This is a genomic window from Parasutterella sp. (genome assembly GCF_057870745.1).
Window position 1 is genome coordinate 1 of record NZ_DBMALT010000026.1, and the last position, 24,771, is coordinate 24,771.

Consider the following 24,771-nt stretch of genomic DNA (forward strand, 5'->3'; position numbering starts at 1 on the left):
TTTTTGATAAGCCTTTAAGATTCCAAATCTTTTAGGATCAATCTTTGCCTTATTTTCCATTCCTGACTCCTTTAGGAGTCAACTTATTTCAGTACAAGACATTGAGTAGCTCTCAAAGTTGTGTTGGAAAATGCTCTCAAAGTAGCGTTTGCTTAACACAGAGGTTCTTTAATTCACAACTCAAAAGAAAAATTAAACTGGGGATATTTTATTTTAAAGATTTTCTTTTCTTTCAATCCTCTTCTTATCGTTAAAACAAAATCCAAAAATATCTATTTTTATTAGTGTGCAAATAAAACACTTTTTATCATATTTTTGTATAAATTAAACTGATTTCTTTTATGTTGGTAAAAGTCCTCACGAGGATTTATTCCATTTGTGCCAAACTTCTCCTTATGCGCAAATGGGTCTTTCTATGCTTACTCTTCCTCCCGTTCCTCAGTTCTGCTGCAGAACGTGAGATTCGTATCGGCTTAATCGATACATTCGACCAAGATTTTTATCTCGAGACTTTCGTCCCGACGATTGAGCACATTCAAAAAACGCTCAAAGACTACAAGATCACTGTAATAGAGCTGCAGCAGCACAACCTCCTTGCTAACGTTGTTAAGGAAAGGCCCGACTTTCTTGTCTCTTCTGCCGGCAACTTTGTCACACTGATCTCTAAACTAGGAGCTCAGCAGATCGCGACAGTCAGCCGTAACCACGCTTATAGCCCTAAAGAGGCTGTCTCCTCGGTTTTTATCGTTCGAAATGACCGCAAAGATCTTCAAAAAATTACTGATTTGAAGGGCCGTGTGCTTTCAGCTACCGAACCTCACGACTTTGACGGCATGCTTGTTGGAATGGGAGAGATCGCGGCAAGAGGCTTTGACCCGGATGCTTTTTTCTCTAAAACGCTTTTCTCTCATTACCAATATCCAGACGTGGCGACATATGTCAAGGTAGGAGCTGCCGATGTAGGAATTCTGGGAACCTGTCAATACGAAAAGCTTCTCACAACCGGACAAATCCAGCCCGGTGAATTTAGAGTTTTGGAGGCAAAAAATAATACGGAAGCATGTCTTCGTTCCACGGAACGCTACCCTGATACGGTTTTTTATGCTCTTGATACAGCTCCCATCGATGAGGTAAAAGCGGTATCCCTTTCTCTGCTTTCGATGCCGAAGGGTGAATTTGACTTCGAATGGGTTCCGGCCAGTGGCTTCTTGAAGGTCTACGACCTAATGAAATCGCTAAAACTCGGCCCTTATGAGCATTTGCGAGAAACAACTGTTAAGGACTTCATCCTTTCTCATCAGAAAGAACTTCTCTTAGCTGCATTGCTTCTTTGCGCGATATTGGTCCATGTAGTTCGAGTTAATTGGCTCGTAAATCGCCGCACGGAAGAGTTAAAGTTTGCTTTAGCCGTCCAGCGAGCGACAGAACGAAAGGCTCGGGAAAACCGCCAAAAACTAGACCTTCTCGAAAAAAGCCGCGTGATCTCCCAAATGAGCTCGATTTTTGCCCACGAAGTCAAACAACCGATCACAAACCTGATTTACTACGCCAGCGCGCTTTCCCTGCTTCTGCAGCAGCTTGGGGTAAAAGACGACAGAGTGGAATTCGCCTTAAAACAGATGAACAGCCAGGCTAAAAGAACGAGTGACATTGTGGAACATGTTCGTTCATATGCTAAACACAAGGCCAATCGATCGGAAGTTTTTAATTTAGTGAAAGTCATTCGACGCGCGATCAACAGTATTAACAAAGAGGAAATAGAAGGCGTCCAAACCACGGCAAACTTACCGCAAGAAGCAATTGCCGTCGGCGACTCTTTTGAAATCGAACTTGCTGTTCTGAATGTTCTAAAAAATGCGCTAAAAGCTGCAAAAAACAGCCTGAATCCTCAAACCTCTGTTTCTGTGACTGCTCAAAAGCACATGTGGAAAATAACGGTAACGGATAATGGTCCCAAGATTTCGGAAGAAATTTTTTCCGCATTGGGACGGCCGACTTCAACAAGTAAAAAAGACGGCCTCGGTGTCGGCCTTTCCATCGTACTAAGTATTATCGAAAATAACGGCGGTCATCTGACGTTCCGACGGATCGAACCAAACGGAATCGCTGTGGACTTGTTCGTGAAGAAAAAGGAAGAATAAGAAATGTCTAATCAAATGCTCAGTCCTGTCGTTCGAATCGTTGATGATGACGCCTCAGTTTGTGAATCCCAATCGTTTTTTCTTCAGTTGGCAGGATTTAGAACTCGATCTTTCTCAAGCGCCGAAGACTTTTTAAGGGATGATGATGCAGAGGCCCCCGGCTGTATCATTCTTGACGTTCGCATGGGCGGAATGACGGGCATAGAACTTCAGCAGGAATTAAATCGACGCGGCTCTGATCTTCCGATTATCTTCTTATCAGCCCATGGTGATATCGAAATGGCGATGAGCTGCGTTGAAGCCGGCGCTTTTAATTTTTTGGTTAAACCGCCTGAACCGGAAAAACTCCAGTCTCTCGTCACTAAGGCAGTTGAAAAGAACCGCATGGAGCGCCGTCAAAAAGCTCATGCCCTAAACCTCAAGAGACTCTTTGACACCTTGACCACAGCTGAAAAGAACATCTCTTATCAGCTGGCTAAAGGCTTAAGCAATCCTCAAATCGCCAAACTCTTAGGAATTTCGGAACGTACCGTTCAAACCCACAGAGCCAGAGTCTACGGCAAGCTCGATATAGAGAATCCAGTAGAACTTAATGATTTCTTGCACGAGATGGAAGAAGCATGATCAGAAGACGTGAAATCCTTGCCCTTCCTTTGCTGGGAGTAGTCCCGAGAGCCATTGCTCAGAATTTTCACTGCGGAATTCTGGTCGTCGGCGCAGGCGGTGCCGGATTGGCGGCGGCGTTAGAGGCTTCAGCCTATTCGGATTCCGTTGTCTTAATCGAAAAAGAATCTTTTATAGGCGGAGATACACTTTACTCAGGCGGATTTTTCAACGCCCCCAACACGGAGTTCCAAAATCGTAAAGGCATCAAAGACAGCGAAGAATTTTATCTGCAGCAAATTACACGGTCCGCTAACGGCCGAGGCAATCCAAAAGTCCAGACGAAGTTGGCAAAGGAAGCTGCTAACACTTTAAATTGGCTGAGAAAAAACGGCGTCACTTTCGGAGATGAAATTTATCAAATTTACGGCTCTGGTTACCGCCGTAGTCATAAGCCTGTCACTGCGCTCGGTTCTTCCTATGTTCAGAATTTAGCAGCAGCTTGTCTTAAAAACGGAGTCTCCATTCGAACTTCCACTCGACTGGAATCTTTTGAAGTCCTCCCAAATCAAAGGGGATTTCGCGTCACCATCTCTTCAAAGGGAGTAAGTTCAATGATTACCTCACGAGCTTTAATCCTATGTGCCGGAGGTTTTGCAAACAATCCTGAACTTATTCGTCGATACGTTCCGAATCTAAATTTCAAGTATTCCGATTCACGCGGAACAGGAGAAGTTCTCCAGAGGGCAATTGAAGCCGGCGTTCAGGTAGAAAACATGGATGCAGTTGAATGTATCCCTGAGGGCTCCATTCTCAGTAAATACTCAGCCAGACTGTATGCAATGGCACCCGGAACCGTCTTTATTAATGAGGATGGTGAACGTTTTGTCGATGAAGCCGCAACACGCAAAACTATCTCCGAAGCTTTGATCAAGCAAGGTGCAAAACGCTGTTGGACAATCGTTGATATCAGGAGCGTTAAAAGACTGGACAAAAGCCAGCAGAAAAATCTCTATCGAGCTTACTTCGCCGGTCAGGTTTGGAAGAACGATACGTTAGAAACGTTATGCAAAGACATTAACGTTCCTTTCGAGAAGGTCAAGGCTTCTTTTGAACAAGTCGATCCGAGACATCGTCCGAGCGTTGCGCCTTTTTGGGCGGTTCGCATGTATCCGTGGATTCATTACACCTTAGGTGGAATCTCTATCAACGAGCAGGCAGAATGTCTAAATAAATTCGGAATTCCTATCCCCGGCCTGTATGCCGCAGGACAAATTACCGGCAGTGTTCACGGTGAAAACAGGCTTGGCGGTAACGGCCTTACTGATGCGTTTACATTTGGACGCATCGCCGGCAAAAACGCAGCAAGATGGATTAAGGAAAACTGAGAAGAAATCGCCTTTTCTCCCAAACCTCCCTTCTCTCTGCGACAAGGCTTCCGAAATTTAGAAATTGTCAAGAGACAATTAGCCGACGCTTTCTGTTTATCGGATATTTAACCTTGGCACTGAAACGAATCTTCGCTTCATTTCCAAGGAGAAATAATTTTATGCAAACATCTCGTCGTTCTATCCTCAAAGGCAGCATCCTCGCCTCCTTAGCCGGCACAATGGGTGCTACTGCTATGAGCGCTTCTGCTGCAGAAAAACAGGCTGTCCTTCCGAAGAAGGAATATGACCTAGTCATCTGCGGTTTAGGTATCGGTGGTATCGTCACCGCCATCCGCGCAGCCCAGGACGGCTTGAAACCGGTTATTCTCGAAAAGATGAGTTCTGCTTCGGGTAACACCATTTACTCTGCAGGCTTCATGCTTGGCGTCAACACCAAGATGCAACAGGAAAAGAAGCTTGAAACCGGCGACACCGTAGATAAATTCTACGAAGACATGATGAAGGTTTCTCAAGGCCGAGGAGATCCCAAACTCACACGCCTTGTTGCTGAAAAAGCAGACGAGACACTGAACTGGCTGCATGACTACGTCGGCGTTAAATATGCCGTCGGCATGAAGCTTGTTTGGCCGATGCTCCAGCGTGCTCACCTCACCATCGGAGAAAAGAAGCCCGGCGGTACACAGCTGATGCTCTATTTACTGGCTAAAGCCAAAGAACTTAATGTTCCTATCGTCTACAACGCCAAAGCGGTCGAACTGCTCGACAACCCTCAAAACGGTAAAGTTATCGGAGTTAAAGTTAAGACCAAAGAGGGTTTCGAAGAATACTTCGGCAAATACGGCGTCGTCATGGCAACCGGCGGTTTCTCCGCCAACAAGATGATGCTGACAATGATGGCAGGCGTTCCCGCCGCCAACATGCCGGTTCGCGGTTCCCACTCTGTTACCGGCGAAAGCATTCTTTTAACCGGCCCGTATTTCCCGAAAGTTGTTAACGTTGACCAATACCACTGCGGACCGATCCACGGACCTACAGGCGCTAACCCGCTGAACATCGTTAACACCGGTATTGCCGTTTCTAAGGAAACAAAGCGCTACACCGATGAAGGCAAGACCTATGTCCAGATGTCTCGTGACACAGCCGCATTGACTCGTGACAACTGGGGCTACATGATTGTTGACGAAGATACGCACAATCTTCCGATGCTGAAGAACGACTGGTTCTCTTATTCTTCTCACAAGGCGCCTGTCTATAAGGCCGATACGATCGAAGGTTTAGCTAAGGAAGCCGGACTGAATCCTGTTGAGCTGAAGAAAGTTGTCGACGAATACAATGCCGCTCTGAAAGCCGGCAAGCTCGGCGAACTGACACCTCCCAACACTCACAAGAATCCGCGTCCGATCCTTAAGGCTCCCTTCTATGCCGTTCCGTTCCAGGGCGGTATGACAGCTACCTTCGGCGGCCCGCTCATCAATACGAACGGTCAGGTTCTTGACACGGAAGGACGTCCGGTTCCGGGTCTCTTCGCAGTCGGCAACGCAGCAGGCGGTTTGTTCTATGACAACTACGTCGGCGGCGCTCAGCTGACATCTGCTTCCGTTATCGGCCGTCAGATCGCCGACTACGTCAAGACATTGACGAAGTAACACGATTTTTAAGCCGACCTTTTAGGTCGGCACCTCAAACCACTGTAAACCGTCTTCTAATCTCTCAGAAGACGGTTTCATTTTCCATCAAAGAGAAAGGCAGTACCTCAACCATCCAAAATCAATAAGTTACTTAAAAGTTAAATTCTCAATGCTTGAGGAAAAGAAGAAAAGAGCCGAGTTTTTAGGCTCAGCCCTCAAAATCTCAATAAACGGCAGTCAAATTTCCCTGACGACCTCTGAAATTAGTCTTGTTTTTTCTGTGCCGCTTTCTTCTGGTCTCCGGCCAACACAAAAGTAATTTCATCAGGTTTGATGTATTTACGCAGTGCAGCATTGACATCAGCCGTCGTCAGCTTGGAAATGGCTTCCGCCTGTTTCTTACTGAATACCCATGTACGTTGATTTTCCATCTTGTCGTTCCAGGAGCGGGCAACCACATCGTCCTGAGAACGAGCGACCTGCATTGCCTGCAGCAGACCTTTCTTGGCTTCCTCTACCTCTTGATCTGTAAAGCCGTCTTTAATCGCTTTAGCAATCACGTCGCGGGCACTGGCTTCTGCCTGAAGCATGTTCTGAGGAGCCACAATCGCACGGAAAACAAAGCTACCGTTATCGCCCTTCGCAGGAATACGAACGTGAGAACCGGCGCCGTATGAAAGGCCTTCTTTCTGGCGAAGTCTTTCAATCAAACGGTTGGAAAGACCTGTGCCGCCGCCCAGAATCCAGTTGGCAACGGTAAGTGCCGGAGCATCCGGAGCTGTGTCGTTGATCGGGAACACAGAACGAGCAACGATAATTGCGTTTTCCTTGTCAGGAGTATCAATAACGACGCGAGTGGCTTTAACGGGACGATATTCCGTTACGACCGGAGCGTAATGAGCCTTAGAAACGTACTTGGCGTAATCATCACGAATGATCTTTTCCACTGCCTTCGGATCGAAATCGCCGACAATCGAAATCTCACCGCGAGACGTACCACCGAATTCTTTATAGAAAGCTCTGACTTGGTCAACTGTAAGCTTATTCAGCTGTTCCAGCGACTCATCTAAAGAGTATTCGTAGCGAGGATCGCCCTTCGGATAAGTATTGAAGTGCTGCGTAATAGCGTTCTGAGCGAGCGCATCAGGTTTATCACGCATGCTTTCGATCATGACCTGCATCTGCTTCTTAAACTGATCAAATTCATCCTGCGGCATGATCGAGTTGTGCATGGCATCAAACACAAGCTCAAGAGCGGCCGGAAGATTCTTTCTCGTAGTCGTGAAGTTCGTAATGGAACCGGCCATCTTCAGCTCGGTCATACGATCTTCAATTTCAGAGCGAGTCATCGTCTTTGTTCCGCGAGTCAGCATCGCAGCAGCAACAGGCTGAAGATTAGCCTTACCAAAAAGATTCTTCTCGTCGCCGGACTTGAACTTCATGCAAACGGTCACGGTTTCACCGCGTGTCTGTTTGGGCAGCAAAGCAATATTCAAATCGCCGATATCAATACGCTGTGTCCTCTTGTCGAGGTTATCGAACGAAGAGTCGAAAGCCTCAATCTTTTGAGCAGTTCCCTGCGGCTTGTAATTAGCCAGCAGTTCATCCGCGCTCGGAGCTTTTGTGATCTCTGCGCGCTGAGGATTGTCATCGGGAATGAAGAGTCCGACAACTCGGTTGTCACGCACGAAATATTTGTCTGCTGCACTGTCAGCCTGCTGAGCAGTGACGTCTTTAGTCTTATCGCGGCCGTAGAAGAAAAGTCTCCAGTCGCCCAGCGCAATGTACTCTGATAAGCCGACACCAAATCCTTCCGGATCGGCAAAGGCGCGTTCGTACATGGTTTCCATCTGAGCCTTGGTTCTGTTTAACTCTTTAGAAGTCATCGGCTTCTGCTTTAAAGAGCCTTCAATCGTTTCGATAAGCTTATCTTTAACTTTCTCAAGCGATTCGCCTTTCTTAACGGAGGCACCGAAGATCACAAAGCCGGGCTCCTTAGCGCCGACGGCGTAACCGAAAACATTTGCTGCTAGTCCGGTTTTTACTAAGGCTTCGTACAGACGGCCGTTAGGAGAATCGGCCAACACTTCAGTTGCAACTTCCACGCCTAAAGCATCCGGATGTAAAGCGCTCGGGATGCGGTAGCCGACAGCAACCATCTGAGTTTCGCCTTTGCGGCGGATCTCAAACACGCGTTCACCGTCCGCTGTCGGTTCCACTGTCCATTCAGCTGGAAGCGCTTCTTTCGGGTTCTGGATTAAAGAGAAATCTTTAACGATCCATTCCAGCGTTTTCTGGACATCGAACTTACCGCTGACTGTTAAGACAGCGTTGTCCGGGCGGTAATACCGGTGATAAAAAGCCTGAAGGTTTTCGATACGAACATGTTCGATATCGCTTCTGTTGCCGATGGTGCTCTTGCCGTAGTTGTGCCAGTCGTACATCATGGACTGCATACGCTTCATCAACACGCTGGAAGGACGATTCTCGCCCATCTCGTATTCGTTGCGCACAACGCTCATTTCGCTGTCTAAGTCTTTTTTAGCGATAAAGGAGTTGCGCATAGCGTCAGCACTCCAAGCTAAAGCGAACTTGAGGTTGTCTTCTGTAGCAGTAAAGGAGACAAAGTAATTAGTACGGTCGAGCCAAGTGGAACCGTTCATGCGGAAACCGCGGTTCGTGAATTCTTTGGTCGGATTCGGGAAGTTTTTGCTTCCTTTAAAAATCAGATGCTCGAGCAAATGAGCCATGCCGGTTTCGCCGTAGTTTTCCTGACGAGAACCGACCTGATAAGTCATGTTAACGGTCGCCGTATCTTTAGAGGCATCCGGGAAAAGAACTACGCGTAATCCGTTGGTAAGACGATATTCTGTCACGCCTTCAATACTCGGCCCTTGGGTCACACCGGCCGGAAGTGCAGTACCGGCTTGAGAGACGCTGACCGGTGCTTTTGTTTCTTCTGCTTGTGTATTCATCATAGTAAAGGCTGAAGCGACGCAAGCCGCGACAGCAAGTTTTTTCGCAATTTTCATAGATACGAATATTCTGTTTTAACGAATTGTTTGCTAAGGATAATCCGCTTGTCTTAAGACAACGTTCAATCGGCCCCCGGATAGCGACAAAACGATGCCTAATTTGTAAGAGTTTTTGAACGAAAATGAGAAATATTCTTCTTATCAGTACAAAAGAAACAGTCGGGGAGTCTTAGAAAGTAATTTAGGCCGAAAACCCCTACGGATCTTCGGCCTAATCATTTAAGGAAAGGAAACGTTGTTACTTCTCGCTGTTCTTGTACTGCTGGTCCGTGACCGGTTCCATCCATGTCACGTTCTTGCCTTGAGGATCGTACCCGGTAACCGTCATTTGAACCATTCTCTTGTCGGGAGCTGCGCCATGGAAATGTTTGATGCCTTTTGGACATACAACCACATCGCCTTTTTTCAGGACGCTCACTGGTTTTCCATAGACGCCCGAACGGCCTTCTCCTTCAACAATGATCAGAACCTGTCCGATCGGGTGTGTGTGCCAGAAAGATCTGGCGCCTGGTTCAAAAATTACATATGCACTGGATACCGGCATCCCGGGAACAGATTCAGACAGAGGGACGATCTTGACTTCACCGGTAAATATCTTGTCGCTTCCTTTAATGCTCTGGATGGCATCGCCCCGTTTTACCAGCTGATCACCGGCAGGATTTTGTTCGTCTACTGCAACAGCAGATTCCATAACCAACAGAGAGGAAAGAAGAGCAGAAATGAGTTTCAACACGATGGTCACCTATATTCAATCTATTGATAGGAAGCTTCTGAGAAAACTTGCTTTGATGGCTCAATAGTAGAAAACAGGATTATTCATGTCTAATATAAATTTAATATAACTTTTTATTAAATTTATGCATATATACACTCGACTTCAAGCCCAAAGTCTAGTCTGACTGTAAGAACATCAGAATCCACAAGAAAAGTTGGTTTGTAGAAATCGAAAATTCTCGCTCCGGCTAAGTTTGCATTTTCGGATTGAAAGATCCTCCATCGACACTTTCTTCCGTCAAAGGTTCCTCCCCCACATTTGCGATTCTTTTCTTTCTAATTTCAAAAAATTCAAGAGGTTGTTAGAGCTTTCCCGAGTGTGATTTTGAATTACCCGCACTCGCAAAATTGAGTAGAATGAGGCGGTTAACTCAGGCGAAGAAAACGGTTAAGAGCAGTTATCTAAGCAGTCTTCCTCGCATTTTTTGGATAAATTAAATTTAATTATGAAAAAACTTCTTCTCGCAACAGCCCTGGCAGCCCTTGCCGCTCCCGTCTTCGCTCAGACTGCCTTCACCGTTAACGGTCAGACAGTTTCCGTGGCAGATCAGCAAGAACTCATGAAAGTTCTTGCTGACCGCGGAGTCAAAGACCAGAAACAGCAGCTCGAAGCTGCCCGCAGCATCCTCGCTCAGGAAAAACTCATTGAAGAAGCGGCTAAAAAAGCCAATATCGCTCAGGATCCTGCCGTCAAAGCGCTGATTGCAGAACGTCAGACAGAAATTTACTCCGCTGAATTAGTTCGCAAAAATGCTGCTGCCCACCCGCTGACCGATGCGGACCTCAAGAAAACTTACGAAGAAGTTAAAAAACAGTACGATCCGAACGAAATCAAAGTTCGTCACATCCTTGTTAAAACAGAACAAGAAGCCAAAGACATCATCAAGTCTTTGAACGCCGGCGGTGACTTTGCAACGATCGCCAAAGAAAAATCTTTGGATCAGGGTACAGCAGCTCAGGGCGGAGAAATCCCGTTCACCAACATCCGCAGAATCGCTATCCCCGGATTTGCAGAAACTGCAATGGCTCTGAACAAAGGTGCTCTTCTTCCCGTTCCTTTCCACAGCGCACTCGGCTACCACGTTATCCAGCTTCAGGACAAGCGTGAAGTTCCTCTGCCCTCTTTCGATGCTCTGAAACCTCAGATTCAGAATCTTGCTGCACAGCGTCAGGCTCAGCAGTACATGGCTGATCTGATGAAGAACGCTAAGATCGCTGAAGCCGCTCCGGCTAAGAAAAAATCCTCTAAGTAATTTCCATTGATACTTAGGAAAGGTCGCTTCGGCGGCCTTTTTTGCCAATTGAAAATGAAAATCTCTAAAGTCGGCTAATAGCGGGGAGAGTAAATAGGATTATCCCTGTAAATTAGGGATGAAACCAGCTGTTCTTAAGAGTCGCGTAATGATATACCTCTATTTAACAAAAAACGGATTTTTAAGTAGAATTCATTGAATTTGAAAGTTTCATTACCTGAAACGATTTTGTTGTTGGAAAAAAGAGAGTGAAGTTCCTTTACGACCTTTTGCCGGTGATTTTGTTCTTCGGCACATTTAAAGTTGCTCAGACAAATCCGGACTCTGCGGCTGCGCTTTGCAACCAATGGCTGGGAAGCGGCTTTCAAGCCGACCAGGCCCCGGTTATTTGTGCCACGGCTGCTGCGATAATCGTGTCGCTTCTTCAGATCGGCGTGAAATTTGTACGCCGTGAGAAGATCGATCCGATGCTGTGGATTTCTGTTGCCGTCATCTTAGTCTTCGGCTCTCTGACAATCTGGCTTCACGATGAAATGTTCATCAAATGGAAACCCACGATCCTTTACTGGATCTTTGGCGGAATCCTTTTGGGCGGTTCTTTCATGCATAAGAACTTCCTTAAGTCGCTTCTCGGTAATAAAGTTTCTCTTCCGGAACCTGCATGGAATATTCTCCTTCGCGGTTGGATCGGTTTTTTTGCCGTTACCGGTGTTCTTAATCTTATAGTTGCCTACACATGCTCCACCGACGTGTGGGTGAATTTCAAACTGTTCGGGCTGATGGGACTGACGCTCCTCTTTACCCTAGGCGTCGGCTTTTATATTTCCCGATTTATCCCTGAATCTGATTCGGAAGGAAAATAAAGATGAGTCACACTCCCACATTAGAAAGAATCAGCCAAGCGCTTGAGCCGATTTTCCCAATCGAGCTTCGCTTTACTGATTACACAAGACCTGAAGCCGGCAGAGCTCCTGCTGCAGGCTCCCTCTACCACCTCTTTGTCATTTCCAGACGTTTTGAAGGTCTGCCGAAAATTGACCGACACCGAATCGTTTACGAATACTTGAAACCTTTTATCGGTCACGGTATTCACAACATCAATATGACATTGCTGGCGCCGAGCGAATCTCGCCACTAATATTTTTATTTGAGGCTGCAGGTGCTTAAGTCCTTTGTGCTCGCCGCTGCGCTTGCCGGCGTCCTTCCTGCAGCCGTTGCTCAAACTGCCTTTACGGTTAACGGACAATTTGTTTCCGTAGAAGAACAAAAGCAGTTAATGGACTTCCTGAGAGCCAACGGCGTAACCAATGAAAAGCAGCTTAAAAACGCAGCCCGAAGCATTCTTCTCGAACAAAAAATCATCGAACAAGCTGCCAGAAATGAAGGTCTTCTAGAAGATCCTCGAGTTCGTGTTTTAACTTCGGAAAAACAGGCTCAGCTTTACGGATCGATTCTGAGCCGCCGATATGCTTCTGAGCATCCGATCACGGAAGAACAGGGTCGGAATCGTTACGACTCACTTCTCTCTAGCTACGATCCACACGAAATCAAATTTCGACATATCTTGGTAAAGACACCGGAAGAAGCTAGAGAAATTATTCAATCTCTCAAGGTAGGTTCCGATTTTGGTTCTCTCGCTAAAGAGAGATCTTTGGACCAAAGTACCTCTCAAAACGGCGGACAGATTCCTTTTACGAATATTCGTAATGTCTTGGTTCCGGGCCTCGCCGAAGCCATCCTCGCTCTTCAGCCGGGCGACCTTCTGCCGGTTCCTTTCAAAAGCAAGCTCGGATATCACGTGGTGCTTCTCGAAGAAAAACGTGAGGTCCCCTTTCCTTCTTATGAAGAAGTTAAGCCAAAAGTGCTTTCAGAACTTGAAAGACTTCAGACAACAGAGTTCTTGAACGACCTTCAGAAAGACGCAAAAATTCTCAAAGTTTCGGACAGCTCTGTCGACTAGACTGCACTGCATTTTTCCTTCTAATCATCTTCTAAAAGTAACATCCGCTTTCTTTTGGATCCTCCGCAACCTCTAATCGTACCTAGCCACTTCGTTCAGGCTGATAAAATGGCGTTTTTTAATCATTGGAACACGTCATGGGTTTCTTAACCGGTAAAAAATTCCTGATCACTGGAATCTCTTCTAATCGCTCTATTGCTTATGGAATTGCAAAGGCTTGTGCCAGAGAAGGCGCTGAACTAGCTCTTTCCTATAACAACGAACGCTTTAAAGAACGCGTGCAGGGCTTTGCCGATGAATTCGGCGCCGGACAAGTCATTAAGTTGGATGCATCTTCCGATGAATCAATTGATTTAGCAGCCCTTGAACTCGCCAATCGCTGGACCGACGGTTTTGACGGCTTTGTCCACTCGATCGGCTGGGCGCCCCGCGAATCCATCAGCGGCAGCTTCCTCGAAGGCGCTTCCCGCGAAGGCTTCCTCTCCGCAATGAACGTCTCCGTTTACTCCTACATTGCGATGGCTAAGAGAATGGTCCCGTTAATGGCCGGCCACAAAGCTTCTTTGCTGACATTGTCTTACCTCGGCGGAGAAAAAGTCGTTCCCAATTACAACACGATGGGACTTTGCAAAGCAGCGCTTGAATCTGCTACCCGCTATATTGCTGCTGACGTCGGCCCGCAGGGCATTCGCGCCAACACACTCTCCTGCGGCCCGATTAAGACTCTTGCCGCAAGCGGCATTAAAGGCTTTAGCTCAATGCTGGCTCAGTGCAAGGCCGTTTCTCCGACTCGTTCTTTGGTTTCAATTGATGAAGTCGGCAACACCGCAGCCTTCCTTCTTTCCGACAATTCTCTTGGAATCACTGCGGAAACCATCTATATCGACGGCGGCTTTAATGCTCTTGCCTGCTGCGTCGATCAGACAGCATCTGAAAACGCCTAATCATTAGCGCTCTAGTTCTCAATGGGCGGCCTTCACGGCCGCTTATTTATATTTCGGAACACCGAGGTCTTTTTCTTTGAGTTTCTTCATTCGCTCGGCATCTTCAATCGCCCATTCTTTAAAGAGCCCTCTCATCCATTTATGCGCCGGATCTCGGTGCTTGCTGTCCGACCAAATCAGAACATTCCATTTTTCGGTCTCTTCAAAATCAATTGGCAAGGGAAGCGCCGTTAACTTATAGGCCTTCATTGCCAGCTCTGCAGCACGCCAGCCGCAAACCGAAATCAAATTCGTCTTCTCAATAGCGCCCCATGCAGAATAGAAACGCGACGTAGAAAACCTCGTGTGTTCCATAAACCTTTCGTATTGGAATAAGCCTTGCTCAGGGCCGACCCAGGATGCGGACCGACCTGTCCGAATAGATACACGGTCATAAACTTGAAGGTATCGAGTTAACAAAGGACCTTTGAGTTGCGTAAGTGGATGCCCCTTCCTGACAAGCAACACACGATCCAGCGGGTAAAGCTTCATTCGGTGGAGATCCGGCGCCAGATCAACGTCCGTGATTACCGCAAAATCCGCTTTGCCTTCACTTACAGCGGCGATCTCATTGTCGTGCTTGCTCAGGTCTAATCGTACTTTCGGCGCTCTTTCAATCATTTTCGGCAGTACACCGGAAATCACGACAGAGATTTCGGTCATCACTGAGCTCAAGACAAAAGTCCTTGTGGATTGACTCGGATCAAACTGCATATCCATCATCGCTTCAGAAGCTTCCAAAATCTGATGAATCTGCGGCTTGATCTGCAGGTAGTAGTTTGTCGGCACCCAGATTCCTTCCATTTGTCTAAAAATTTCCTGCGGAAAGTACGAACGTATCCGAGAAAAGTTCCTGCTTGAGGAAGACGGAGACAAATTTAACAACAACCCCGCGCGAAGCAAAACGCCCGTCTTTTCTAGCTCCGCAAGAAACCTCGTATCGTCAATAGAAAGTTTGGTAATGTCTGCCACAGTGATAACCCTTTGTCAACAATGCAAAGATAGGAGTGCAACTTGCGCAAAGTATATCTCCATAAGGCACGCTTAAGATACTCCTAGAAACACCAAGCGGTACACCACTTAATAACCACAAAACAAGGAGAATTACGATGCTTCGTAGAAGTCTGCTTACATCTGCTATCGCAGCCTCTTTACTCACCACTTTCTCGCTTCCTGCATTCGCAACGCAGGTTTATGAGACCGACCTCGTTATCATCGGGGGCGGCCTGTCCGGTTTGGCAGCAGCTCAGAGCGCAGTTGACCAAGGCGCTAAACCGATCGTCCTCGAAAAAGAAGCTGCTCTGGGCGGCGGCGGAAACTTCCCTGAAGGAAGTCTTGGCGTCGGCACCCGTTATCAGAAGGAACACAACATCAACACCACCGTTGACCAGGTTCTTACTGCCGCTCTGCAGTACCATCACTATCGCGCTGACCCGCACGTCCTTCGTGTTCTGATTGAAGAATCCGGAAAGACCATTGACTGGGTTATGGACAAAGGCGCTCAGATGCGCGGCATCCGCACCATGTATCCGAAAGATGAATCCCTGATGACATGGCACTTGTTCAAAGGCGGTGCTGCCGGCATCATCCAGCGCTTCGCTAAGGAAGTTCGCGCCAAAGGCGGCACAATCCTCACCGAAACCCCGGCCAAGAAACTGATCGTTGAAAACGGTAAAGTGGTAGGTGTTGAAGCTGTCGACGGCGAAGGCGAAAAAGTCATCGTCAAGGCCAAGAAAGTCATTATCGCTACCGGCGGTTTCGAATCCAATAAAGAAATGCTCGCCAAGTACGTGAACGACTCCTCTGCTCTAGGTATGTTTGAACCGGTTTGGTACCGCGGTCCTGTAACCGACGGTAAGAACGGTGACGGCCGTACGGGTGACGGCATCCAAATGGCTCAGTTAGTCGGTGCAGGCGTTAAAGGTATGCATACCATTGCAGGTAACGCTCCGTACCTCGCCGACCTGCCCCCGATCAACCAATTCATGGGAGCTGATGAACTCAAGCAAGGCCGCTGCGCTTTGGCTCAGCCCTGGCTCTGGGTTGATCAGCACGGCAAACGCTTCTTCAACGAATCCCGTGGTGCTGTTTTCGTTGATGTCTACAATGCCATGACAAGTGCTGGCGGCGTAATGTACAACATCATCGACCAGCAGAAATATGATCAGTTGGTTAACAAGGGCGCTTTGCTTCCGTTCAACGCCATCGTTCTTGCCGGCGTTCCTCTGAAGGCTCTTCCGAAGACTTTCGAAATCGGTCAGCAGAGAGGTTGGGCTTTCAAGGCTGACACAATCGACGACCTAGCTGCACAGATCGGCGTACCTGCTTCCAACCTGAAAGAAACAATGAACAAGGTGAACGAATACGCTAAAGCTGGTAAAGATCCGGAATTCGGCCGTCTGCCTGAACACCTTGCAACTTTCAATATGGAAAAAGGTCCGTACTATGCTCTGAAAGGCATCCGCGCATTCTTCCTAACTTTGGGCGGCGTCACTGTCAATCCGAAGTTCCAGGCTCTGAATCCGCAGGGCGACGTGATCGACAACCTCTATGTCGTCGGTCAGGATATCGGCGGTTTGTATGACTCTTCTTACGACCTCCGCTGCGAAGGCTCTGCCTCTTCGTTCGCTATGACCAGCGGCCGCTTAGCTGCTGACAACGCTCTTGCCGATGTCAAAGCCGGTAAGTAACTTCTAGAGAAGCCCGGACCGTAGGGTCCGGGTCTAAAAACGGAAGAAAAAAATGAAATTTAACCGCCTCATTACCACCGCAGCAATTCTGTTAGCCGGCGCCTTCTGTACTGCTCAGGCTGCTCCCACCATGGCAAAGCACATGCAAAAAGGCGTGACTTGCGAACAGTGTCACAACTCTTCCGCTCCGGTTGCCGCTGCCAAGTCCAAGGCTTGTATGAAATGCCATAACTACCAGGACTTAGCCGCTGCTTCTGCCGCAAAGAAAGTAGCTTTAAACCCGCATGATTCTCATGCCGGACAGCTTCGCTGCACACTTTGCCATAAAGAACACGAACAAAGCGTTCTCTACTGCCGTCAGTGCCACAAGAACGCAGAAGACAAACGCTTTGATATGGCTGTACCTTAATCATTCCTAAAAATTGTCAAACTATTTTTGAACTCCCGCCTCTCCTCGGGAGTTTTTTGCGGCCAAGCTAATGGCCGCTTTATTTTTTCAAAGCGGCCATAGCTTAATTTCATTAGTTATCCAGGAATCCGATGGTTCTTCTGGAAGAAGACATCTGGCCTTCCTTCAGTTGAGTTTCAACTTTCAGCATGTCGACAATCTTTTCTCCGGAAACAGCTTTGGTAAAACGAAGTCTTCTGTCGATAGCCGCAAAATCTCCCGGGGAAAGATTTCTGATCTTCCGCAGATTGTTCACTTCGTTTCCGACAGAGAATTTCCACTTCTGAGCCAGTCTTCTGTACATTTCTTCTGCCTGATCATCAGTCATGTATTCGAGTTTGGCCTTCAAGTCGAATCTTCTCAGACAAGCGTTATCCATCAGATCCAAAAGGTTCGTTGTTGCCACAAGGTAGCCTTCATAAGACTCCATCTGAGTCAAAAATTCGTTGACTTGCGTAACTTCCCAGGAATGATTCGCGGTTCTTCGATCTTGAAGGAAAGAATCAATTTCATCAAAGAGTAGAACGGCATTTTCTCTTTTTGCTTCTTCAAAGGCAGCGGCGATATTGTGTTCTGTACCGCCGACATAGCAGTTCAGAAGATCCGACGCTTTTTTCATGATGAGAGGGCGTTCAAGCTTCTTTGCGAGCCAATGACAAAATTCTGTCTTGCCCGTGCCCGGGGGACCGTAAAGACATAATCTTCCGGCGCCCGCTTCTTTGAGGCCTTTCGATAAAGCTTCCAGATCTGTATCGGAGTTGCTTAAAGCAGGGTCGAACTTTCCGATTTTCTTCGTCGCGGCAGCCAGTTTTCCAAAACCTTGTGCCTTGAGAATATCTTCGAGAAGAGCCATCAAAGAGTCTTCCGGAAACTTAACTTTATTACCTTGGAGGTTGTCCACGATCTCTCCGACTTGAGCGACAAGTGCCGGAGAAAGATTTTCCGTATTCACCAGACGACTAATGTTTTCTTCAGACAAAGATTTGGCCAATGTTCCTTGTGCGAGCTTCTCCATTTGAGCTCGAGGCGGATAACCAACCTTTAGGACAAAATGAAATCTTCTGATAATGGCAGCATCCATAGAACGCAGAGAGTTCGTTGTCCACACGGTCAGTTTTTTAGTGTTTTCGAGTGCGGTATTGATGCGCGCTTTGTTTGTACGATCAGTCGTTCCTTGGACCAGATCACTGTTGAAAACGTCATCCGCTTCATCAATCAGAATTGCCGTGACGGCGTCGTTCCGACTTAACTTGCAGGCTCGTTCCCAGCAAGCCAAAACCTTTTCCTCTCTTCCGAGTTTTAATGTGTAGGCTTTTTTACCGGCTTGTTCAATCAAAAGTTTTCCTAATTCCGTCTTTCCGGAACCAGGAGGACCATACAAAAGAACATTGACGCCTCTGGGGCCTTCATCTTTAATCCCCTTTAAAAACGGAACGACTAAAGAGTCAATCACAGGTAGATACTTGACGTCTTCGAGCGTGAGACGAGACTTGTTGCAAGGAGTGAGGATCGAACTTACAAGCTGCTTCTTTTCGATTTTCCCGAAGAAGAGATCAAAGAAGGAAATACCGGATTTGGATTCAAAGTAGTCCTCGAAATCAATATTAGAAGACTCTCTGTCTACGCCGAAGATTGCCATTCGGATAAGTTTGCCATCCGGCCCGAGCATTTCTTGGACCTTTTCCAAAGGCAGGCCCAACGTTTTTGCGATGACCTCCAGCACGAGGAAAAAGCCGCGGTCGGAATAACTGAAAGAGTTCAGGGCTCTTCTCAAGTTTCGATAGGCAAGAGTGAAGAAGATGAAGGCGGTGACTAGACCTTCATCTTCGGAAAGGTCATAGGCTTCTTTGATGAGTTCAAGATTAGCCGCAAAACCTTTCGGGTAGAAACCGTGCAAATCAATCTCTTTCTTAATGTTGCGATAAACCTTCTTCATGGAAACTGGAGGATTGTCGATGCGCTTTCTAAGCTCTGTTTTCACAGATTTGTATCGACGAAAAACACTGTCGCCTGCATCGTCAAGTAATTCAGTGTCGCCTTCTTCTTTTCCTTTAAGTTCGTAAAGTTCCGAAACGTCGTTTTCGATTTCCTGCTGCCACGCCTTGACCACTCGGATATTTGCCATCTCCTGCACATCATCGAGTTCCAACGATTTATAGCCGGAGAGTTCGATCAAAATCTTGGATGTCCAATATTCAACACACAAGGTACTCTGCTGTTCTGAATCCGGAATAGAACGAAGACGGTTGTCACTAAACATTTTTTCAAAGACACTTGTTCTTCTGCGAGGCATTTTTGTTCTCCTTCTATGTTGTTATTTTTGCATTTGAAGCGAAAGAAATTGACGCAGTAAAACCGATTAAAATAAAAATCAATACGCGCCTTGCGACAGAAATTTGACCTTGGAGAGCCTAAGGATGGGAAGAAAACACGATAAAAAAGAAGAAGCATCGATCATTTTGGAGATTCTCAATCGAATACCGCTGAGCAAACGGTTTGTCTCGGTGGACGACATTCTTAATTCTTTGGCATCGGCAGACATTGATGTCAGCAGGCGGTCACTGCAGCGTTACTTGAAGCAAATGTATGACTGCGGCAAATACGGTTTGGTGCGCGACGACCGAGGAAATGCCTACGGTTACCGAAGAGAACGCACGGATTCCATCACCGACAATATTCACTTAAAACCAAATGAATGTCTGCTTCTGAGAATTGCGCAGGAGCACATGAAGTATCAGATTCCGGGAACCGTCCTCAAATCGTTGGGATTCTTATTTGATGCGGCTTCCGAAATGCTCAAGGAAAAAGGTTCGAACGCCAAAGAAAATCAATGGCTCAATAAAGTCTGCGTCATTTCATCCTCAATTCCGCAAATGCCTTCCAAGGTACTTCCAAGAATCTTTGATGCGGTCTCCGAAGCGTTGTATTCGGAAAAGAAACTCAGAATCGAATACACCAACATGAACGGCAAAACCACGAGCGCCGTTATCTCTCCTCTTGCCCTGGTTCAGCAAGATGTCCGACTCTACTTAATTTGTCAGTTCGATCATTTCGACAACGTCGTCCATCTGGCGCTTCATCGTTTCAAAAAGGCTGAAGTCACCTCTTTTGATGCGCATCGCCCGGAAAAGTTTGATCTCCAGTCTTACATTCACGACCGTCACTTTAATTACAGCAACGGAGAATGGGTCCACTGGATATTGGAGTTCAAGAGCGATGTCACGGCAAAGAACTTAGAGGAAACGCCTTTCAACACTTCTCAGAAATTGCTTAAAAAAGAAGACGGAACCTGGCGTCTGGAAGTTGACATCCAGGATTCCAGGATGCTGGACGGCTGGGTGGCCATGTGGAAGAACGATGCTCAGATCACGCTCAGTCAAAAGGAATATTTAGAAAGAGAAACCGGTGATTACGATGAATAACAATAACCGGAGGATCTTCTCCGGTCGCTTGGTTTCTTCAATAGTTATTAAGGATTTCGGACGTCGGTAATGGAGTCATCGACTTCGCTCAGACGTTCTAAAAGCGTTCTGTTAATCTCAAGAAGTTTCTTGTAAGCTGCACGTGTCTTAAATAAATCAATAATGTTCTCTATACGGCGCTGAGCGATGTACGGAGAAATCGGACGCTGAATATAGTCAGCCACGCCCAGCGAATAAGCACGATGCACAACGTCATGCTCTAAGGATGCCGTAATCAGAAAGACAGGAATGCTCTCCACTAATCCTTCTTTGATCGCCTCCTCCAAAAAGGTTAAACCGTCCATCTCAGGCATGACATAGTCAAGAAGGATGGCACAGATGTCTTCTTTTTTCTTGCGAAGAATTTCCAGAGCCTCAGGACCGCTTTCGGCAAATTCGATCTCATGGCTTTGAGAGAACATGATGGACAGGACGTCTCGATTCAGCTCGACGTCATCCACAATCAAAATTGTATTTTTAGCCTGACCCATTTTTTCTCTCTTTCCCGACCAATAAAACAGCGCTCGGCCGGATGCGTCCAAGACAAATACCGTTGTTTGAATCCTTACCGAAGGTATCTATGACCTATGCATTTTTTTTGCGCAAGGAAAATGGCATTTTCGGACAAGTTATACAACTAATCAAATCTTGACCGTCTGCATTCAAACACAGTTGTTGATATTAACATCTTAGTGTTGTATGCCAACGAATATGAAGCCTTGTTTTTACCAGCTGGGCCCGTAAAGCACCGTCATTTATGGCGGTGATATAAGGGCCGACTGACCGGTTACTCCGGCGTATCTTGCTGCTCTATGTACTGTTTGATAATGGAAATAGGCGCTCCGCCACAACTTGCGGCAAAATAGGAGGGAGACCACAAGGCTCCGGCCCAAAGTTTGTCTTGAATGCAAGCATATCGTTTCTTCCGAATAAGTCGACTTGAGACCCCTTTCAGACTATTAACCAAACGAGATACTGAAACTTTCGGCGGATAATTGATTAGCAAGTGGACATGATCCTTTTCTCCGTCAAACTCTACTAGCTCGGCCTCGAAATCCTGGCAGACCGAGGCAAAAATCTCCTTCAGATCTTCCAATACTGCCTTAGTAAATACAGAGCGGCGATACTTAGTGAGGAAGACCAAATGAATATGTAAATTAAAAACACAGTGTCTGCCGTGTCTAATATCGTTACTTTTGTTCATAGACCAAGTATAATTTGCTTAGTAATCGCGAGGGCTGCAATGCTAATACGACGTGCCTTTAAATTTGAATTGAAGCCGGATGGCCGGCAGGCTTGTCAAATCGGCAAATTCTGCGGCTGCGCCCGTTATGTCTACAATCGTACCTTATCTCTTGAGAAGTCGCTGTACGCAAAAGATGACAAACACTCATTCAGATATACAGAAGCTACCAAAAGGCTTCCAGAGTGGAAAAATAAACATCCTTTCCTGAAAGAGTGCCATAGCCAGGTGCTTCAGCAGTCCCTAAAAGATCTTGATCGGGCTTACACCAATTTCTTCGAAAAACGAGCTAACTTTCCAAAATACAGGAAGAAGTTCCGGCATGACTCTATTCGTTTTCCTCAAGGAGTTGAACTCGATGAGGTCAAACAGAAGATTAGGCTGCCAAAAATCGGGTGGGTAGGATATCGGAAAAGCCAAGACATCATCGGCACGATAAAAAACGTCACCATCATACGCCGCGGTGATAAATGGGATGTCTGCATCCAGACGGAATATGAGGACAACCCGCCTGCTCCAACTCCTTCCGAGATAGGGATTGACATGGGAGTCAAGTATTTTGCGACGCTCTCCGACGGTAAAGTTTTTGAACCCCTCAGCCCCTTCAAGCGAGAGCGGGAGAAACTTGCGATACTTCAAAAAGAGTTAGCCAGACAGAAAAAAGGGAGTAGGAACAGCAGAAAAACAAAGAGAAAGATTGCACGACTTCATCGCCATATCGCCGACAGCCGAAGAGACTTCCTTCATAAGACTTCGACACGGATAGCCCAAAACCACAGCACCGTGTACGTTGAGGATCTGAAGGTCTCGAACATGTCGGCTTCTGCCGCCGGAACAATAGAGAATCCGGGCAAAAAGGTTAAACAGAAGAGTGGTCTGAACCGCTCAATTTTGGATCAGGGTTGGTATGCGTTTTCCCGGATGCTCTCCTATAAGCTGGAGCGCAAAGGCGGAAAACTGATCAAAGTTGATCCCAGAAACACCAGCCGAACATGTCCGCAATGCGGTTTGGTTTCTGCAGAGAACAGAAAAACGCAAGCCTCTTTTGCGTGTGTTGCCTGCGGGTACCGCGCCAACGCGGATTTGGTCGGAGCGATAAATGTACTAAGGGCCGGACGGGCCCGGTTAGCCTGTGGTATGAGTGGTGCAGTAAGGCCGCTGTCAGCAGGAACCCAAAGAAACCTACTGCAGCATTAGGCTACGGCCGCTGCAGAGGTGGTATGGAATCCACGCCATTTATGACGAGGAGGACGTCAATGAGATTCGTCAGACTTTAGAAAAGAGAAAATTTTGAGTAAAAATAAAGGAGGCCCCGCAAGAGACCCCCTGAGTTCATTCTTCTTTCGAAGAAAGACTGTTCAGCAGAAATTACTGAGCTTTGGCAAGAGCAGCGTTAACACCGGCAAGGATACCCTTGGAGGAGTTTGTTGCTCCGGCGATAGTTTCAACACCCTTAGTGCCGTTCTTCTTAATGATTTCAGGGATCATGTTGTCGATCGGAGCCTGAATGATCATGTCGGTTTCAGTGTGTTTGAGGACCTTAATATCGGCAATCTTGCCGCCTTTGATAACGACGGAAACATCGATCTTACCGTGGTTGCCATCGCCCTGACCTTCGTATGTGCCGTCTTTGTAGGCAGCAGAAGCGGCGGTCATCAAGCAGAAGCTGGCGAGCAAGAGTACGAGTTTTTTCATCGGATTTAACTCCATTAAAAATAAAATAATTTTTAAGTAGACCGTCAAGAAAACTTGACGAACGTATTTATTCTATGGAAAAAGAAAGGCACTAAACGAAAAACAACGCTCATTTTGACGTTAACTTGCATTATTAGTGTTACTACGTATTAATTGAAATTCGGCCCTGTTACGTTTGATAACAGGGCCTAAAAAGCTGCCTTTTTACCAAGCACCCATCCACGTAACTAACAGCGCATTGATCAGGTCGATGAGGAATGCGCCCACCAAACTAATGATGAGCCACGCCCTCGGGCTCGAACCGTATTTCTCGGCAATAGCCTGCATATTGGCTAAGCCGTTTGCCGTCGAACCCATGGAGAAACCGATGCCGCCGGCGCAAAGCATCACAGCGTCGTAGGTTTTTCCGAAGATAAAGAACATCGCCCAGGCAAACACCACCATGAGGATGGTTTGGCCGGCAAGAATGATCATGAGCGGAAGCGCAAGATTAAGAAGTTCATGCAGCTTTAATCCATTAATGGCCATCGTCACGAACAGCACCAAGCTGATTTCGGCGATAGCGTTCATTCCCTTGCCTTCGACCGTGTATTTGCCGGAGAAATCTCCGACGTTTCTGACGATTGCTGCCACGATCATGGATCCAATATATGCCGGAAGCGTGATGTACTGCCCCATGTACTGAGATAAAACGGCACCGAGACCCATACAGATGGCAACGATCGTTCCAGCCTTCAGCAGCTGCGGCGTATAAGTCGGATCTTTCTCTCCTTCAACAACTGTCGTTTCCAGATCTTCCGGAATATGCAGTTCCGGCTCCGGCGTATCAACTTCTTTCGGAGTAATGACTTTGTACTTACGAATGAGCCACTCGGCAAACGGTGCACCGATGAGCAAAGCCACTACCATGCCGAAAGTGGCTGCCGTAATGGCCACTGCCGTTCCGCCCTGTACGCCGTAAGTCTGTTCAAAATACGGACCGAAAGCCGCAGACGTTCCTAGACCGCCCATCATTGAGACCGAACCGGCCAGCAGACCGTAATGGAAATCCAATCCCATCATTTCTGCCAGGCCCATACCCAAGAAGTTCTGCAGAACGCAAAGAATGGTAATGACAAATAAGAACGAGACTAAAAGCTTTCCGCCTTCCGTAACGATTTTCAGACTGGCCGACAGGCCGATTGTCGTAAAGAAAGCCAGCATTAAAAGCGTCTGCAATGAGGTGTCAAAGTTGACTTTCATGAAATGGAAATATTCCAGGCAGGAAAGTACCAGTGCAACCAACATACCCCCCACGACCGGACTCGGCACGGAGTACTTTTCTAAAAACGGAACTTTTTTGCGCAGCCAAGCTCCGAAATAATAGGTCACCGCTGCAATCGCTACTGCCTGGATTGCCGACACGTTGACAATCAACATCCCGTCTGAAGAGTTCATTGTTCATGTTTCCTTATTTTCAACTAGAA

General features: G+C 47.0%; 21 protein-coding genes. 13 read left to right on the forward strand and 8 right to left on the reverse strand.

The genetic code is table 11. The features are described from left to right. Window positions 1-341 precede the first annotated feature (341 nt). From ACZND6_RS08090 to ACZND6_RS08105, 4 genes are all read left to right on the forward strand, one after another. Window positions 342-2,141 carry a sensor histidine kinase gene (locus ACZND6_RS08090; RefSeq protein ID WP_293737943.1) on the forward strand — a complete coding sequence of 600 codons (1,800 nt, stop codon included), beginning with the start codon at window positions 342-344 and terminating at the stop codon, window positions 2,139-2,141. Between the two features lie 3 nt (window positions 2,142-2,144). Continuing rightward, on the forward strand, window positions 2,145-2,765 hold the full coding sequence (locus ACZND6_RS08095; protein ID WP_008811395.1) for a response regulator transcription factor: 621 nt from the start codon (window positions 2,145-2,147) through the stop codon (window positions 2,763-2,765). Next, complete coding sequence (locus ACZND6_RS08100; RefSeq protein WP_293737942.1) at window positions 2,762-4,132, forward strand: FAD-dependent oxidoreductase; 1,371 nt, start codon at window positions 2,762-2,764, stop codon at window positions 4,130-4,132. The genes ACZND6_RS08095 and ACZND6_RS08100 overlap by 4 nt, the downstream gene beginning before the upstream one ends. 161 nt (window positions 4,133-4,293) lie before the next feature. After that, complete coding sequence (locus ACZND6_RS08105; protein WP_489524534.1) at window positions 4,294-5,781, forward strand: FAD-dependent oxidoreductase; 1,488 nt, start codon at window positions 4,294-4,296, stop codon at window positions 5,779-5,781. 245 nt (window positions 5,782-6,026) lie between these two features. Here ACZND6_RS08105 and ACZND6_RS08110 read toward each other — a convergent pair whose 3' ends face one another. After that, window positions 6,027-8,795, reverse strand: a complete 2,769-nt coding sequence (locus ACZND6_RS08110; protein ID WP_278417610.1) for a M16 family metallopeptidase — start codon at window positions 8,793-8,795, stop codon at window positions 6,027-6,029. Between the two features lie 241 nt (window positions 8,796-9,036). Next, window positions 9,037-9,531: a cupin domain-containing protein gene (locus ACZND6_RS08115; RefSeq protein WP_021867691.1), complete on the reverse strand. Its 495-nt coding sequence runs from the start codon at window positions 9,529-9,531 to the stop codon at window positions 9,037-9,039. 487 nt (window positions 9,532-10,018) lie between these two features. Here ACZND6_RS08115 and ACZND6_RS08120 point away from each other — a divergent pair, with 487 nt between their 5' ends. The 5 genes from ACZND6_RS08120 to ACZND6_RS08140 all read left to right on the forward strand — a co-directional run bounded on the left by ACZND6_RS08120 (window position 10,019) and on the right by ACZND6_RS08140 (window position 13,729). Further along, entirely contained in the window at window positions 10,019-10,825 is an 807-nt protein-coding gene (locus ACZND6_RS08120) for a peptidylprolyl isomerase (RefSeq protein ID WP_008864171.1), read from the forward strand. Window positions 10,826-11,073: 248 nt separating this feature from the next. Beyond that, the gene (locus ACZND6_RS08125; protein ID WP_008864170.1) at window positions 11,074-11,688 is read left to right on the forward strand and encodes a septation protein A; all 615 of its coding nucleotides are present in this window, start codon (window positions 11,074-11,076) and stop codon (window positions 11,686-11,688) included. 2 nt (window positions 11,689-11,690) lie between these two features. Further along, on the forward strand, window positions 11,691-11,963 hold the full coding sequence (locus ACZND6_RS08130; protein WP_008811402.1) for a BolA family protein: 273 nt from the start codon (window positions 11,691-11,693) through the stop codon (window positions 11,961-11,963). A 21-nt stretch (window positions 11,964-11,984) separates the two neighbouring features. Continuing rightward, window positions 11,985-12,785, forward strand: a complete 801-nt coding sequence (locus ACZND6_RS08135; RefSeq protein WP_489524535.1) for a peptidylprolyl isomerase — start codon at window positions 11,985-11,987, stop codon at window positions 12,783-12,785. A gap of 137 nt (window positions 12,786-12,922) precedes the next feature. Next, a complete protein-coding gene (locus tag ACZND6_RS08140) occupies window positions 12,923-13,729 on the forward strand; it encodes an enoyl-ACP reductase FabI (protein WP_022099277.1) in 807 nt (268 codons plus the stop codon). A gap of 42 nt (window positions 13,730-13,771) precedes the next feature. On the opposite strand, the gene ACZND6_RS08145 is transcribed toward ACZND6_RS08140, so the two are convergent. Beyond that, window positions 13,772-14,572, reverse strand: coding sequence for a LysR substrate-binding domain-containing protein (locus ACZND6_RS08145; protein WP_240141247.1), 801 nt, complete (start codon window positions 14,570-14,572; stop codon window positions 13,772-13,774). Between the two features lie 305 nt (window positions 14,573-14,877). Here ACZND6_RS08145 and ACZND6_RS08150 point away from each other — a divergent pair, with 305 nt between their 5' ends. Both ACZND6_RS08150 and ACZND6_RS08155 read left to right on the forward strand, forming a co-directional pair. Next, on the forward strand, window positions 14,878-16,458 hold the full coding sequence (locus tag ACZND6_RS08150) for an FAD-dependent oxidoreductase (protein ID WP_021867694.1): 1,581 nt from the start codon (window positions 14,878-14,880) through the stop codon (window positions 16,456-16,458). A gap of 52 nt (window positions 16,459-16,510) precedes the next feature. After that, window positions 16,511-16,867 carry a cytochrome c3 family protein gene (locus ACZND6_RS08155; RefSeq protein ID WP_008811407.1) on the forward strand — a complete coding sequence of 119 codons (357 nt, stop codon included), beginning with the start codon at window positions 16,511-16,513 and terminating at the stop codon, window positions 16,865-16,867. Window positions 16,868-16,979: 112 nt separating this feature from the next. Here ACZND6_RS08155 and ACZND6_RS08160 read toward each other — a convergent pair whose 3' ends face one another. Next, window positions 16,980-19,199 carry an AAA family ATPase gene (locus ACZND6_RS08160; protein WP_476444118.1) on the reverse strand — a complete coding sequence of 740 codons (2,220 nt, stop codon included), beginning with the start codon at window positions 19,197-19,199 and terminating at the stop codon, window positions 16,980-16,982. A 124-nt stretch (window positions 19,200-19,323) separates the two neighbouring features. On the opposite strand from ACZND6_RS08160, the gene ACZND6_RS08165 reads away from it, so the two are divergent. Next, window positions 19,324-20,328 carry a helix-turn-helix transcriptional regulator gene (locus tag ACZND6_RS08165; protein ID WP_021867696.1) on the forward strand — a complete coding sequence of 335 codons (1,005 nt, stop codon included), beginning with the start codon at window positions 19,324-19,326 and terminating at the stop codon, window positions 20,326-20,328. A gap of 47 nt (window positions 20,329-20,375) precedes the next feature. Here the strand turns inward: ACZND6_RS08165 and ACZND6_RS08170 are convergent, their stop codons facing one another. Together ACZND6_RS08170 and tnpA are read right to left on the reverse strand one after the other, a co-directional pair. Further along, entirely contained in the window at window positions 20,376-20,858 is a 483-nt protein-coding gene (locus ACZND6_RS08170; protein WP_278384743.1) for a response regulator, read from the reverse strand. A gap of 296 nt (window positions 20,859-21,154) precedes the next feature. Then, a complete protein-coding gene (gene tnpA, locus ACZND6_RS08175; protein WP_278384744.1) occupies window positions 21,155-21,571 on the reverse strand; it encodes an IS200/IS605 family transposase in 417 nt (138 codons plus the stop codon). A 39-nt stretch (window positions 21,572-21,610) separates the two neighbouring features. Between tnpA and ACZND6_RS08180 the strand changes: the two genes are divergently transcribed. Continuing rightward, the gene (locus ACZND6_RS08180) at window positions 21,611-22,807 is read left to right on the forward strand and encodes an RNA-guided endonuclease InsQ/TnpB family protein (protein WP_278417613.1); all 1,197 of its coding nucleotides are present in this window, start codon (window positions 21,611-21,613) and stop codon (window positions 22,805-22,807) included. 171 nt (window positions 22,808-22,978) lie between these two features. Here ACZND6_RS08180 and ACZND6_RS08185 read toward each other — a convergent pair whose 3' ends face one another. Both ACZND6_RS08185 and gltS read right to left on the reverse strand, forming a co-directional pair. Then, window positions 22,979-23,305 (reverse strand): FMN-binding protein, encoded by a 327-nt coding sequence (locus ACZND6_RS08185; protein ID WP_021867698.1) that lies wholly within the window; start codon window positions 23,303-23,305, stop codon window positions 22,979-22,981. Between the two features lie 204 nt (window positions 23,306-23,509). Continuing rightward, window positions 23,510-24,742 carry a sodium/glutamate symporter gene (gene gltS / locus ACZND6_RS08190; RefSeq protein ID WP_008811412.1) on the reverse strand — a complete coding sequence of 411 codons (1,233 nt, stop codon included), beginning with the start codon at window positions 24,740-24,742 and terminating at the stop codon, window positions 23,510-23,512. Between the last annotated feature and the right edge of the window lie 29 nt (window positions 24,743-24,771).

Coding starts and splice junctions, on each gene's coding strand:
- ACZND6_RS08095 (WP_008811395.1), top strand. CDS start 2,145: ATGTCTAATCAAATGCTCAGTCCTGTCGTTCGAATCGTTGATGATGAC.
- ACZND6_RS08180 (WP_278417613.1), top strand. CDS start 21,611: ATGCTAATACGACGTGCCTTTAAATTTGAATTGAAGCCGGATGGCCGG.
- ACZND6_RS08150 (WP_021867694.1), top strand. CDS start 14,878: ATGCTTCGTAGAAGTCTGCTTACATCTGCTATCGCAGCCTCTTTACTC.
- ACZND6_RS08120 (WP_008864171.1), top strand. CDS start 10,019: ATGAAAAAACTTCTTCTCGCAACAGCCCTGGCAGCCCTTGCCGCTCCC.
- ACZND6_RS08170 (WP_278384743.1), bottom strand. CDS start 20,858: ATGGGTCAGGCTAAAAATACAATTTTGATTGTGGATGACGTCGAGCTG.
- ACZND6_RS08165 (WP_021867696.1), top strand. CDS start 19,324: ATGGGAAGAAAACACGATAAAAAAGAAGAAGCATCGATCATTTTGGAG.
- ACZND6_RS08100 (WP_293737942.1), top strand. CDS start 2,762: ATGATCAGAAGACGTGAAATCCTTGCCCTTCCTTTGCTGGGAGTAGTC.
- ACZND6_RS08105 (WP_489524534.1), top strand. CDS start 4,294: ATGCAAACATCTCGTCGTTCTATCCTCAAAGGCAGCATCCTCGCCTCC.
- ACZND6_RS08160 (WP_476444118.1), bottom strand. CDS start 19,199: ATGCCTCGCAGAAGAACAAGTGTCTTTGAAAAAATGTTTAGTGACAAC.
- gltS (WP_008811412.1), bottom strand. CDS start 24,742: ATGAACTCTTCAGACGGGATGTTGATTGTCAACGTGTCGGCAATCCAG.
- ACZND6_RS08145 (WP_240141247.1), bottom strand. CDS start 14,572: ATGGAAGGAATCTGGGTGCCGACAAACTACTACCTGCAGATCAAGCCG.
- ACZND6_RS08155 (WP_008811407.1), top strand. CDS start 16,511: ATGAAATTTAACCGCCTCATTACCACCGCAGCAATTCTGTTAGCCGGC.
- ACZND6_RS08110 (WP_278417610.1), bottom strand. CDS start 8,795: ATGAAAATTGCGAAAAAACTTGCTGTCGCGGCTTGCGTCGCTTCAGCC.
- tnpA (WP_278384744.1), bottom strand. CDS start 21,571: ATGAACAAAAGTAACGATATTAGACACGGCAGACACTGTGTTTTTAAT.
- ACZND6_RS08130 (WP_008811402.1), top strand. CDS start 11,691: ATGAGTCACACTCCCACATTAGAAAGAATCAGCCAAGCGCTTGAGCCG.
- ACZND6_RS08090 (WP_293737943.1), top strand. CDS start 342: ATGTTGGTAAAAGTCCTCACGAGGATTTATTCCATTTGTGCCAAACTT.
- ACZND6_RS08140 (WP_022099277.1), top strand. CDS start 12,923: ATGGGTTTCTTAACCGGTAAAAAATTCCTGATCACTGGAATCTCTTCT.
- ACZND6_RS08185 (WP_021867698.1), bottom strand. CDS start 23,305: ATGAAAAAACTCGTACTCTTGCTCGCCAGCTTCTGCTTGATGACCGCC.